The following is a 12,313-nucleotide window of genomic DNA, read 5'->3' as shown; positions in this document are numbered from 1 at the left end:
AGCGGCGGCACTGACAACGAGCGGGGCAGGCGGTCCTTGCGTCCTGCCAGGGGCGTCACCGCCCACCGCGCGGCGCGACGGGCGCGGAACTAGGGCGTCCGGGGCCGCGGTTCCCCGGGCGTCGGCCCGGGCACGGCGTCGGCACCCGCGAGGTCGGCCGGGAGCAGCGGGCGCATGAAGGTGCGCTCGTAGCGCAGCACGCAGCCGCTCTCGTCGCGGATGCGGTCCGCCTCGATGAACGCGGGATCGCGGCCGAACAGTTGCCGGTACTCCTCGTACGCGGCCAGGCTCGGGAAGCTGAACAGGGCCAGCGCCTCGTCGCTCGCGCCCTCCGCCGGGAGGAAGTAGCCGTGGTGCGTGCCGCCGTGGGCCTGCACCAGCTCCATCCAGCGGGTACCGAACCGCTCAAAGGCCGCGATCTTCTTCGGGTCGATGGTGTACCGCACGACGCAGGTGATCATGTGCCCAGGCTAGGCCGCCATCCGTGTGCCGACGCCGGTACCGGCAGCGTCCATTTCCCGGTGGACCGGGTGCGGGGGACGTATCGTCGAGCCCCGTTGCGCGCCGCCCGGTCACCGTCGGCCGGGCCGATCCGGCAGGAGCCGCCGTGAACAGGATCATCACGTCCATCTCGCTCTCCCTCGACGGATTCTTCGAGGGGCCCGACCACGACATCGACTGGCACACCGTCGACGACGAGCTGCATCAGCACTTCAACGACTACTTCCGGACCATGGGCGGCTTCGTCGAGGGGCGCGTCACCTACGAGCTGATGGAGGAGTTCTGGCCGACCGCCGATCAGGACCCTGCCAACGAGGGGGTGATGGCCGAATTCGCGGGGATCTGGCGGGACGTGCCGAAGTTCGTCTTCTCGCGGACGCTGGAGAGCGTGGGGCCGAACGCGACCCTGCTGCACGAGGTCGACCCCGAGCAGGTGCGCGGGCTGCGGGACGCCGCCTCGGGGGATCTGGCGGTCGGCGGGGCGCATCTGCTGGAGTCGTTCCGGCAGGCCGACCTGATCGACGAGTACCGGATCTACGTCCACCCCGTCATCCTCGGCCGGGGCCGCCGCTTCTTCCAGGACACCGAGGATCGGCAGATGCTCCGGCTGGTGGAGACCCGGACCTTCGGGAACGGGGTCGCGATGCTCCGTTACGAGACGGTCCGGGGGTGAGGCTTGCGGTGCTGAGCGGGGGTGAGGGTCAGGCGGTGGCCGCGTAGGCGGCGAACGCCGACCAGGCCTGCGGCGCGACGGTGAAGGTCGGGCCCTCGATGTCCTTCGAGTCACGGACGTGGACGGCGGCGGGGTGCGCGGCGATCTCGACGCAGGCCCCGCCTTCGTCGGCGCTGTGGCTCGACTTCCGCCAGTCGTAGGCGACTTCGAGGCACTGGCCGCCTTCGTCGCCGCTGTAGCTCGACTTGAACCAGTTCAGTGCGGTGCTCATGTCTCTCCCAGTAAACGGGCCAGCAGGCGCAGGGTCTCCAGCGGGGTGAGCGCCTGGGCTCGCAGCATCGCATATTTCTGGGCGAGGATGCTGATCTCGTTCCGGTCCGAGATCAGGTGGCTGCCGCGCTGGGTCTCGGTGTAGGCGATGTGCTGGTGGTCCGGTGTCTCCAGGAGGGTGAAGGGGCCGTTGAGGCCCGCGTGGGCCCGGCCGTCCAGTGGGAGCACCTGGAGGCAGACGCCAGGGAGTTGGGCCATCGCGTAGAGGTGGCGCAGCTGTTCCCGGTGGTCCTCGTCCGACGTCAGTCTCATCATCAGCACCGGCTCCCAGATCACCATGCTGATCGTCGGCGGCTTCTTCCGGTCCAGGATCTGCTGGCGTTGCAGCCGCGTCGTCGTCTGCGTCTCGATCTCCTCCGGGCTGTAGACCGGGATCTTGTTGCTGAACACCGCCTCCGCGTACGCCTTCGTCTGGAGCAGGCCCGGGATGACCTGGTTGTCGTACCAGGAGAGCGCCAGCGCCTCGTGCTCCATGTTGAGGTAGTGCTCGGCCCAGAGCGGGATCAGGTCGTACTCGGGCATGTTGTCGACCGCCGTCGACAACGCGCCTTTCGTGTCCAGCAGGTCGTCGATCGTCTCCGCCAGATCCGGTACGAGCGAGCGCCTGCCCTGCTCGATGGAGGCGATCGTGTCCTCCTGTACGCCCGCGGCCAGGGCCAGTTCGACCTGGGTCATGCCCGCCTCGGTGCGGAACCGGGCCAGGAGTTTGCCCACGAGCTTCATCGTCGACGCGTTCTTACGCTGTCGCTTTCTGGGGTGCATACGGTTCCCCATGCCACCCCGGCACCCACTTCACGCGCGCGCGACCCGTACAAGAAATCTGTACGGGTCGCGGGGGGTTACGGCACGTCAGGCGTTGGCCCGGGGTGTCCCGCGAGGCTCAGATCCCCAGGGCGCTGTTGATGTCCGACTGCCAGTAGGTGACGAAGCCCAGGTGGTCGGTGTACGTCTCCGCCGGGAGCTTCAGCGTGACCTCGCCCTTGGGCTTGTTGTTCTTGTCGACCATGATCACGCCGAGGTTCTCGCTCTTGTGCAGCTCGTTCTCGCCGGGCTCGCCGGAGAGCGAGATGCCCGCGTACGCCTTCTCGCCGGGGGAGAGCACGACGACCGCCTGCGGCTTGCTCTCGTCAAGGATCGGGTACACCGCCTGCGCGCCGTCGAAGCGGAGGAACGGCGCGTGGTACGTGGCGCAGTCCTTGGAGCCCGTGTTGGTCACGGTGAGCAGCAGGTGGTTGATCGGACGCCGCACGTCGGAGACCGTCACCCTGGAGTTCTGGGCCGAGCAGACCGGGATCGACGCCGCCGCCCCCGTGTTCGGCGCGGCTTCCGGCTTCTTGCCGTTGCCGCCCGCGTGCTTCCTCTCGGCGGGGACGGTCTGCGTCTCGGGTGCGCCGGTCTCCGGCGCGTCCTGCTGTGCCTTGCCGTCGGTGCTCGTCGCCTCTCCGTCGGTGTTCGTCGCTGCTGCGGTCGCGGCCCCGGCGGAGCCGGCCGGCTTGGTCCCCATGGCCTTGTCGTCGCCGCCGCAGGCGGTGAGCGAGAGGGCGGCCGCGAGGGCGGTGGCGGCGATGGCGGTGGTGCGGATGCGGTTGGTGCGCATGGCGGTGGTACTCCCCGTACTCGGTTGATCTGCGGTCCTGCTGTGGTCTGGTCCGAGCTTGTGGGGTGGCGGAATCCGGCCGCAACGCCTGCCGAACCATTGGGGATGCTGGAACGTCTACGCATACGGTGACCTGCGGGAATTCCGCGTCCCTGGAACGCCGTTCCGGGACGCACGAGGAAGGGGAGCGCCGTCGTGGCGACGCCGGAGGCCGTGGAGTTCGCGGCTCTGCTGAAGGATCTGAAGGACCGTTCGGGGCGCAGCTACGGGGTGCTCGCGGGGAAGCTGCACGTCAGCACGTCGACCCTCCACCGGTACTGCAACGGGGACGCCGTGCCGAACGAGTTCGCTCCGGTGGAGCGGTTCGCGCGGGTGTGCGGGGCCTCGGGCGACGAGCTGGTGGAGGTGCACCGGCGGTGGATCGTGGCGGACGCGGCCCGGCGGCGGCCTCCGGCGGGGGCGGCCGCACCTGCTGTGGTGCCTGACGCCGTTCCTGGTGTGGCCGGGCCGAGTGAACCGCCCCCGGTGCCCCAGGAATCCGAGCCGTCCCAGGCGTCCGAGCCGCCCCGGGAATCCGACCTGCCCCAGGCGTCCGAGCCGTCCGTCACGTCAGGTGGCGTCGGCAGCGGCGACCGGCCGGGCGTGGGCCCGGGCTCCCGGTGGTCCCGGCTCTCCCGGCGTACGCGGGCGCTCATCGCCGCCGCCGGGGTCGCCGCGCTCCTCGTGCCCGGCGCCGTCGTCGCCGTCGATCTCGCCGGGTCGGGGAAGGAGGGCGGCGGGAGCGCCGCGGACCGGGTGGAGGAGGCGGGAGGAGGCCTCGCGGCGGCTCCGGAGGGCTCCGCTTCGGGTACGCCCCGGCCCTCCGCGAGCCCGAGCCCGTCCGGTTCCTCGCCGGGCGCGTCCGCGTCGTCCTCGGGGCAGCCGTCCGCGAAGCCCTCGGCGGGCTCGGACGCCGGGCAGTCCCAGAGCGGGGGCGGCGATGGCGGGAGCGGTACGGGCCTCGGCGCACCGCCGACCGTCAGCATCTCCTCGTACAACTGGGAAGAACCCTGCGGCCAGCACTACCTGGTGAACCGGGAGCCCGACGACGTCGATCCGCCGCCCGCGTCACCGGAGCGGCGCGGCTGGGCGGAGTCGTACGGCGGGGTCGACGCCGGGAACATGCTGCTCCAGCTCACCGTGCAGGGGACCTCCCGCGAGGCGGTCGTCCTCAAGGGCATGCACGTCCGCGTCGTGTCCCGCAAGGCTCCACTGCCCTGGTCGGCGTACCGGATGGGCAACGGCTGCGGCAGCGGGATCACGCCCCAGTCCTTCGCCTCCCACCTCGACGCCGGGAACCCCGTCCTGCGGCCGGTGCCGGGGACGCAGGGGGACATCGAGGTCCCGGCCGTGGACTTCCCGTACAAGGTGTCGTCCGAGGACGTGGAGGTCTTCAACCTCGACATGAAGGCCGTGAGTTACGACGTCACCTGGTACCTGGAGCTGGAGTGGAGCAGCGGCGGCAAGGAGGGGGTGCTGCGGATCGACGACCGCGGGAAGCCGTTCCGTACGAGCGGGATGAAGGGGCGGCCGGAGTACGTCTACGGCGGTCCCGGTTACGGGTGGGAGCGCACCGGGCAGTCCTGACGATTCCGGCTTGACCCTCACGTAGCGTGAGGCCGGAGAGTCGGGTGCATGAGCGACTACTACAACGCGTTCGAGATGAGTCCTGTGCCCGCCCCCGGCCCGGACGCGGTTCCGCCGGAGCCGTTCCGCGGCATCTACGGAATGCCCGCGTTCGTGACGATCCCCACCAGCGATCTGGCGGCGTCGGTGGATTTCTGGGTGCGTGGGCTCGGGTTCTTCGAGCTGTTCGGCGTCCCCGGCACGATGGTGCATCTGCGCCGGTGGGCGTTCCAGGACGTCCTCCTCGTCTCGGCGGCGAGCGTTCCGGAGCAGCCACCGGCGATGGGCTTCAGTTTCGCGGGCGTGCTCGGCCAGGTCGACGCCCTCGCCGAGGCCTGTCGTGCGTTGCGCCCGTACGCGGTCGACGGTCCGCGGGACACACCCTGGAACACCCGCGACGTGGAGGTGATCACCCCCGAGAACGCGCGGGTCGTCTTCACCGCGGCGAAGCCCTTCGATCCGGCGAGCCAGGAGGCGCGGAACCTCGAAGCCATGGGCATCACCCCGCCCGGCGACGGCCTCGCCGACAATGAGAGGCATGCCTGACACCGCCGATGCCGATGCCGGCGCCGACGGCCTGACCGTCGGTCAGGTCGCGGCGCGTCTGGACGTGACCGTCCGTGCGCTGCACCACTGGGACGGGATCGGTCTGGCGCGACCGTCGCTGCGCACGGTTGCCGGATACCGGCTCTACACCGCCGGTGATCTGGAACGCCTGCATCGCATCGTCGCCTACCGTGAGCTCGGTCTCGGCCTGGAGCGGATCCGGGCCGTCCTGGACGACACGACCGCGGACGCGCTCGGCGCACTGCGCGCCCAGCGCACCCAGGTCGCCGAACGGATCGACCGCCTCCAGCGGCTCGGCGCCGGCCTCGACCGGATGATCGAGGCCCATGAGGGCGGCCCGCTGCTGACGGACGAACAGCAGGTCGCCATTTTCGGCCCCGGATGGGATCCGGACGGTCCGGCCCAGGCCCGCCGGCGCTACGGAGACACGACGCAGTGGCGGCAGTACGCCGAACGCTCGGCCTCGCGCGGCCCGGAGGAGTGGCAGGCCGTCGCCGACGACATCGCGGGCCTCGACCGCGCCCTGGGGGAGGCGATGGACGCCGGCGTCCCACCCGGCAGCCCGGAGGCGAACCGGCTCGTGGACCGGCACCGCGAGGTCTTCGCCGCGTACTTCCCCCTCACCCGGCAGATGCAGGTCTGCCTCGGCCGCATGTACGAGGCCGATGCGGGATTCGCCGCTCACTACGACGGCATCCGCCCCGGCCTCGCGATGTGGTTCCGTCGCCTCATCGACGCAGGCGCGCGTGCCCACGGCATCGACCCCGACACGGCGACCTGGGACGGAGGGCAGGAGAAGCGGCGCTGATTCCGGTCATTCAATGACGTATCGGTCGAAGTTCGTGCATCGGTTCATCTCGGCGGCTGACCGATAAGCGGTCGTACACATGTCCAGAACTCGGGAGTACAGTCTGCGAGGTTCTGGCAGCCTCACCACCGCTCGATGACGGCGTGCGGCCGCCCCGCCCGCGAACCCACAGGTGATTCATGTCCGCCACTGCTGCCGAAGCCTCCGATCGCACGGCCCCGGAGGACCGTACCTGCGAGGAACGCTCCCAACGACTCAGACGCAGACTTGAGCGGCTGATCGGTATCGCCGCCACCGAGGGGAACTCCCTCGTCCCGCTCCGTAACGGCGACGCCATCTTCGGCGCGATGCTGAAGGCCATCCGTGAGGCGGAACACACCGTCGATCTGATGACCTTCGTCTACTGGCGGGGTGACATCGCTCACCAGTTCGCCGAGGCCCTGGCCGACCGCGCCCGCGCCGGGGTCCGGGTGCGGCTCATGCTCGACGGGTTCGGATCGCGGCTCATCGAGAAGGGCCAGCTGGCGATGATGGAAGAGGCCGGGGTCACCGTCACCTGGTTCCGCAAGCCCCTCTACCTCTCACCGCTCAAGCAGAACCACCGCTGCCACCGCAAGGTCCTCGTCGTCGACGAGCAGACCGCGTTCACCGGCGGCGTCGGGATAGCCGAGGAATGGTGCGGCGACGCCCGCAACGAGCACGAGTGGCGCGACACCCACGTCCAGGTCACCGGGCCCGCCGTCGACGGACTGGCCGCCGCGTTCGCCCAGAACTGGGCCGAGTGCCACGACGAGCTGTTCGACGACCGCGACCGGTTCGTCACCGAGGAGCACCACGGCGACTCCGTCGTCCAGGTGGTACGCGGCTCCGCCTCCTTCGGCTGGCAGGACATGCAGACCCTGATCCGGGTCGTCCTGGAGTCCGCCGAGGAGCGCATCCGCCTCACCACGGCCTACTTCGCCCCCGACGCCTACTTCACCGGGCTGCTGTGCGCCGCGGCCGCGCGCGGGGTGGAGGTCGAGATCCTGCTGCCGGGCCCGCACACCGACAAGCGGGTCTGCCAGCTCGCCGGGCAGCGCTACTACGAGGACCTGACCGACTGCGGCGTGAAGATCTACCAGTACCAGCCGACGATGATGCACACCAAGACCCTCACCATCGACCGGGTCGCCTCGCTCATCGGCTCCACCAACTTCAACCGGCGCTCCCTCGACCACGACGAGGAAGTCATGCTCGCCGTCCTCGACCAGGACTTCACCGCCACCCTCGACGGCCACTTCGAGGAGGACCGCGAGAACAGCGTGCTGATCGAGCGCGGCCGGTGGAAGCGCCGCGACCTCGTCCAGCGGGCCAAGGAAGCGGCCGTCGTGCCCATCCGCCGCTTCCTCTGAGACCGGGGGCGGCAGGGGGCGTGGTCCGGCGCTCGCCGGGAAGGCGGGGGAGACGACCGCCGTCCACCACGTGAAGGGCAGGGCCCATGAGCGCCACCGCCGAGACCTCGCCGGCACCGTCCGCAGCGGTGATCACCGAACCCCTGCCGGATCTTCAGCTCCAGCTGCTCATCCAGCTCCTCGACGAGGACCCGCGCTCCAGCCTGCCCCTCACCCTCACGCACCCCGGCGGCCTCCTGCACGGGGACGTCATCGGGCACGAGCAGTGGAAGGCCGAGTGGGCCAGGAGCCTGCGCCAGGTCGAGGGCGAGGGGGCCAACCTGCTCGCCGAGTTCCCCGAGACGGTCGACCAGGGCGTACGGGAACTGCGCGCGGAGGAGGACGCGACGGGGGCGGCCCGGCTGCCCCGCTGGATCCATCTGCGGGACGTCACCCTCGTCTCCGGGGCCATGACGCCCGTCTCCCTGCCGTTGTGGCGCGGGCGCCTCTCCGATGTGTCCGGGTGGGCGCTGGGCCGCCCGCAGTAGCCGGGAGGCCGGCTTCTAGGGTTGCGGCATGACCACAGAGAGCGCCTTAACCCCGGACTCGTACGTCACCTTCATCAACGTCTTCGAGATCGCCGCCGACGAACTCGACGCGTTCGTCGGGAAGTGGGAGGAGCGGGCCCGCCTCATGCGGGACAAGCCCGGCTTCATCGACTCCCGGATGCACCGGGCCCGCTCGTCGGACTCCCGCTTCCAGCTCGTCAACGTCTCCCACTGGGAGAGCCAGGAGGCATGGGAGGCCGCCACCGCCGACCCCGACTTCGCCTCCCGGACCCGGGCCGCGCGCGAGGAGACCGCGCAGCCGGTCACCCCGAACCCGGCCGTCTACGACGTCGTCGTGGAGCTCACCGCACCCTGAGCCTGCCCGTACGCGATCGGCCCCCGCACCTGCGGAACAGGTGCCGGGCCCGACGTACGTACAGCGGACGCCGTCAGAGCCGCTCGGGCGTCCGGATGCCCAGCAGTGCCATCCCCCGGTGCAGGGTCCGGGCGGTCAGCTCGACCAGGAAGAGCCGGTTCTCGACGACCTCGGGGGCGTTGTCCGGGCTGAGCACCTGGCACTGGTCGTAGAACGTGGTCAGGTGCGACGCCAGCTGGTAGAGATACGCGGCCAGCTTGTGCGGTTCGTAGCCCGCGGCCACCTCGGAGAGCACCTCGCCGAACTGGTCCAGGTGCAGACCGAGCGCGCGCTCCGCCGGGGCCAGCGCCAGCTCCGGGTGGGCGGCCGGGACCGCGTCGCCCGACTTGCGCAGGATGGACCGGATCCGCGCGTACGCGTACTGGAGGTACACCGACGTGTCGCCGTTCAGCGACACCATCTGGTCCAGGTCGAACTTGTAGTCCCGTACGGCGGAGGTCGACAGGTCCGCGTACTTCACGGCGCCGACGCCGACGTACCGGCCGTTCTCGACGATCTCCTCCTCGGACAGGCCCACTTTCTCGGCCTTCTCCCGCACGACCGCCGTGGCCCGCTCGACCGCCTCGTCGAGGAGGTCCTCCAGCCGGACCGTCACACCCTCACGGGTCTTGAACGGCTTGCCGTCCTTGCCGAGGACCGTGCCGAAGGCGAGCTGCACGGCCTTGACGTCCTCGTTCAGCCAGCCGGCCCGCCGGGCCGTCTCGAAGACCATCTTGAAGTGCAGCGACTGCCGGGCGTCGACCACGTAGAGCAGGGTGTCGGCCTTGAGGTCCTGGACCCGGTTGCGGATCGCGGAGAGGTCGGTGGCCGCGTAGCCGTAACCGCCGTTGGTCTTCTTGACGATGAGCGGGACCTTGTTGCCGTCCGGGCCCTTCACATCGTCGAAGAACACGCACAGCGCACCCTCGGAGCGGACGGCGACGCCCGTCTCCTCCAGGATCCGGCAGGTCTCCTCCAGCATGTCGTTGTAGCCGGACTCACCGACGATGTCCGCGTCGGCGATCTCCATGTCGAGCTTGTCGAAGACCGAGTGGAAGTAGATCTTCGACTCGTCGACGAAGCCCTGCCACAGCTCCAGCGTCTCCGGGTCACCGGCCTGGAGCGCCACCACCCGGTCCCGGGACCGGGCCTTGAACTCCTCGTCGGAGTCGAACAGGACCCGCGACTCCTTGTAGACCCGGTTCAGCGTCGACATCGCCGCCTCGCCGTCGCTCGCGCCGCCCGTCGCGCCGTCCTCGTGCTTCAGGGCGCCCGGGTGCTCGATCAGGTACTGGATGAGCATGCCGAACTGGGTGCCCCAGTCGCCGATGTGGTGCCGCCGGACGACGTTCTCGCCGGTGAACTCCATGATCTTGACCATGGCGTCGCCGATGACCGCCGACCGCAGATGGCCGACGTGCATCTCCTTGGCCACGTTCGGCTGGGCGTAGTCGATGACCGTGGTCCCGGCCTCCGCCTTCGGCGGCACGCCGAGCCGGCCCTCGGCGTCGGCGGCCCGGGCGGCGAGCGTCTCGATGATCGCCTTGTCGGCGAGCGTGATGTTGAGGAAGCCGGGTCCTGAGACCTCGATGTCCTTGATCAGCTCACCGGCCGGAAGGGCGGCGGTGACCTGGGCGGCCAGCTCGCGCGGGTTGCCCTTGAGCTTCTTGGCGAGCGCCAGGATGCCGTTGGCCTGGAAGTCGGCCCGGTCGCTTCGGCGCAGCAGCGGGTCCGCGGTGCCGGCATCCGGCAGGGCTGCCGTCAGGGCGTCCGCCAGCTGCTGCTGGAGCGTGGAAGCGAGGGAAGGGACCGAGGCCATGGTCTGGCTGCCGTTTCCGTAGGAGTACAAGGGATCGGTCCAGTATCCCACGGTGCGTAAAGCCGTTTTCGCGCTGCGGGTGGTAGCTGGGAGAATGGTCGGCAACCCACCGGGAATCGACAGAACGAGAGAAGGACGTGCCGACCGTGGCCGAGAGTCAGACCAGCACCGAGACCGACTGGGTCTCCCGCTTCGCGGACGATGTCATCGCCGAATCGGAGCGTCGTGCGCCTGGCAAACCGGTCGTCGTCGCCTCCGGGCTCTCCCCGTCCGGCCCGATCCACCTCGGCAACCTCCGCGAGGTCATGACCCCGCACCTGGTCGCCGACGAGATCCGCCGCCGCGGGTACACCGTGCGCCACCTGATCTCCTGGGACGACTACGACCGCTACCGCAAGGTCCCGGAGGGCATCCCCGGGGTCGACAAGGCGACCTGGACCGAGCACATCGGCAAGCCGCTGACCTCGGTGCCCGCCCCGGCCGGCTCCTCCCACCCGAACTGGGCCGAGCACTTCAAGGCCGCCATGACGGCGGCCCTGGACGAGCTGGGCGTCGAGTACGACGGAATCAGCCAGACGGAGCAGTACACCGCCGGGACCTACCGCGAGCAGATCCTGCACGCGATGAAGCACCGCGCCGACATCGACGCCGTCCTCGACCGCTACCGGACCAAGAAGGACCCGGCGGCCCAGGGCAAGGGCGGCAAGAAGCCGCAGCAGCAGAAGAAGGTCGACGAGGCCGAGCTGGAGGCCGCCGAGGGCTCCGGCGCCGCCGACGAGGACGACGGCAGCGGCAACAGCGCCGGCTACTTCCCGTACAAGCCCTACTGCGGCAACTGCGAGAAGGACCTCACCGTCGTCACCTCCTACGACGACGACACCACCGAGCTGAACTACACCTGCTCGGGCTGCGGCTTCGCCGAGACGGTCCGGCTGAGCGAGTTCAACCGCGGCAAGCTGGTCTGGAAGGTCGACTGGCCGATGCGCTGGGCCTACGAGGGCGTGATCTTCGAGCCCAGCGGCGTCGACCACTCCTCGCCCGGCTCCTCCTTCGTCGTCGGCGGCCAGATCGTCCGGGAGGTCTTCGACGGCGTGCAGCCGATCGGGCCGATGTACGCCTTCGTCGGCATCTCCGGCATGGCCAAGATGTCCAGCAGCAAGGGCGGGGTGCCCACCCCGGCCGACGCGCTGAAGATCATGGAAGCGCCGCTGCTGCGCTGGCTCTACGCCCGCCGCAAGCCCAACCAGTCGTTCAAGATCGCCTTCGACCAGGAGATCCAGCGGCTGTACGACGAGTGGGACTCGCTGGGCCGCAAGGTCGCCGACGGCACGGTGCTGCCCGCCGACGCCGCCGCGCACTCCCGGGCCGTCCGCACGGCCGCCGGGGAGCTTCCGAGCACCCCGCACCCGCTGCCGTACCGGACGCTCGCCTCGGTCGCCGACATCACCGCCGGCGCCGAGGACCAGACGCTGCGCATCCTCAGCGAGCTGGACCCGGACAACCCGCTGACCTCGCTGGACGAGGCGCGCCCGCGCCTGGACCGGGCCGAGAACTGGATCACCACCCAGGTCCCGGCCGAGGCCCGCACCATCGTCCGGGACGAGCCCGACAAGGAGCTGCTCGGCTCGCTCGACGACCAGGGCCGGGAGTCCCTGCGCCTCCTCCTGGAGGGCCTGGACACGCACTGGTCGCTGGACGGGCTGACCACGCTCGTCTACGGCGTGCCGAAGGTGCTGGCGGGCCTGGAGCCGGACGCCAAGCCGACGCCCGAGCTGAAGGCCGCGCAGCGGTCCTTCTTCGCGCTGCTCTACCGTCTCCTCGTCAGCCGCGACACGGGCCCGCGCCTGCCCACGCTGCTGCTCGCGGTGGGGGCGGACCGGGTGCGCAGGCTGCTGGGCGCGTAACGGGGCACGCACGACGGAGGGGCCCCGGGGGGGGGGGCGCGCCCCCCCCCGGGGGGGGGCGCCCCCCGGGGCCCCACGAGGGGGGACGGGCGACAGGGGCCGGGCCGGGGGCGGCG

Annotated in this window: 13 protein-coding genes; 8 read left to right on the top strand and 5 right to left on the bottom strand. The window is 70.5% G+C overall.

Annotated elements, in window-relative coordinates; translation table 11 throughout:
- Positions 1 to 89 precede the first annotated feature (89 nt).
- Entirely contained in the window at positions 90 to 461 is a 372-nt protein-coding gene (locus tag JS521_RS14000; RefSeq protein ID WP_205083273.1) for an NIPSNAP family protein, read from the bottom strand.
- 146 nt (positions 462 to 607) lie between these two features.
- Between JS521_RS14000 and JS521_RS13995 the strand changes: the two genes are divergently transcribed.
- Positions 608 to 1,174, top strand: a complete 567-nt coding sequence (locus JS521_RS13995) for a dihydrofolate reductase family protein (RefSeq protein WP_205083271.1) — start codon at positions 608 to 610, stop codon at positions 1,172 to 1,174.
- 28 nt (positions 1,175 to 1,202) lie between these two features.
- Here the strand turns inward: JS521_RS13995 and JS521_RS13990 are convergent, their stop codons facing one another.
- From JS521_RS13990 to JS521_RS13980, 3 genes are all read right to left on the bottom strand, one after another.
- Positions 1,203 to 1,445 carry a DUF397 domain-containing protein gene (locus tag JS521_RS13990; protein ID WP_205083269.1) on the bottom strand — a complete coding sequence of 81 codons (243 nt, stop codon included), beginning with the start codon at positions 1,443 to 1,445 and terminating at the stop codon, positions 1,203 to 1,205.
- Entirely contained in the window at positions 1,442 to 2,227 is a 786-nt protein-coding gene (locus tag JS521_RS13985) for a helix-turn-helix domain-containing protein (RefSeq protein WP_205083268.1), read from the bottom strand. Before JS521_RS13985 ends, JS521_RS13990 begins: the two co-directional genes overlap by 4 nt.
- Positions 2,228 to 2,384: 157 nt before the next feature.
- Positions 2,385 to 3,101: a DUF4232 domain-containing protein gene (locus JS521_RS13980; RefSeq protein ID WP_205083266.1), complete on the bottom strand. Its 717-nt coding sequence runs from the start codon at positions 3,099 to 3,101 to the stop codon at positions 2,385 to 2,387.
- 195 nt (positions 3,102 to 3,296) lie between these two features.
- Between JS521_RS13980 and JS521_RS13975 the strand changes: the two genes are divergently transcribed.
- The 6 genes from JS521_RS13975 (at position 3,297) to JS521_RS13950 (ending at position 8,435) form a co-directional block, all read left to right on the top strand.
- Positions 3,297 to 4,727, top strand: a complete 1,431-nt coding sequence (locus JS521_RS13975; protein WP_205083264.1) for a transcriptional regulator — start codon at positions 3,297 to 3,299, stop codon at positions 4,725 to 4,727.
- A gap of 48 nt (positions 4,728 to 4,775) precedes the next feature.
- The gene (locus JS521_RS13970; protein WP_205083263.1) at positions 4,776 to 5,312 is read left to right on the top strand and encodes a VOC family protein; all 537 of its coding nucleotides are present in this window, start codon (positions 4,776 to 4,778) and stop codon (positions 5,310 to 5,312) included.
- Positions 5,305 to 6,141 (top strand): MerR family transcriptional regulator, encoded by an 837-nt coding sequence (locus JS521_RS13965; RefSeq protein ID WP_205083261.1) that lies wholly within the window; start codon positions 5,305 to 5,307, stop codon positions 6,139 to 6,141. Before JS521_RS13970 ends, JS521_RS13965 begins: the two co-directional genes overlap by 8 nt.
- Before the next feature lie 179 nt (positions 6,142 to 6,320).
- Positions 6,321 to 7,532 carry a phospholipase D-like domain-containing protein gene (locus tag JS521_RS13960; RefSeq protein ID WP_205083260.1) on the top strand — a complete coding sequence of 404 codons (1,212 nt, stop codon included), beginning with the start codon at positions 6,321 to 6,323 and terminating at the stop codon, positions 7,530 to 7,532.
- 86 nt (positions 7,533 to 7,618) lie between these two features.
- The gene (locus JS521_RS13955) at positions 7,619 to 8,059 is read left to right on the top strand and encodes a GvpU-like protein (RefSeq protein ID WP_205083258.1); all 441 of its coding nucleotides are present in this window, start codon (positions 7,619 to 7,621) and stop codon (positions 8,057 to 8,059) included.
- Between the two features lie 28 nt (positions 8,060 to 8,087).
- Positions 8,088 to 8,435, top strand: coding sequence for an antibiotic biosynthesis monooxygenase family protein (locus JS521_RS13950; protein ID WP_205083256.1), 348 nt, complete (start codon positions 8,088 to 8,090; stop codon positions 8,433 to 8,435).
- A 73-nt stretch (positions 8,436 to 8,508) separates the two neighbouring features.
- Here the strand turns inward: JS521_RS13950 and argS are convergent, their stop codons facing one another.
- Complete coding sequence (argS, locus tag JS521_RS13945; RefSeq protein ID WP_205083301.1) at positions 8,509 to 10,293, bottom strand: arginine--tRNA ligase; 1,785 nt, start codon at positions 10,291 to 10,293, stop codon at positions 8,509 to 8,511.
- Between the two features lie 137 nt (positions 10,294 to 10,430).
- On the opposite strand from argS, the gene lysS reads away from it, so the two are divergent.
- Complete coding sequence (gene lysS / locus JS521_RS13940; protein ID WP_205083255.1) at positions 10,431 to 12,197, top strand: lysine--tRNA ligase; 1,767 nt, start codon at positions 10,431 to 10,433, stop codon at positions 12,195 to 12,197.
- Positions 12,198 to 12,313: the final 116 nt, after the last annotated feature.

It is taken from the genome of Streptomyces durocortorensis, assembly GCF_016901035.1.
Lineage (GTDB): Bacteria > Actinomycetota > Actinomycetes > Streptomycetales > Streptomycetaceae > Streptomyces > Streptomyces durocortorensis.
Note: the sequence above shows the minus strand (reverse complement) of the source record. Positions and strands in the feature narration are given on the sequence as shown.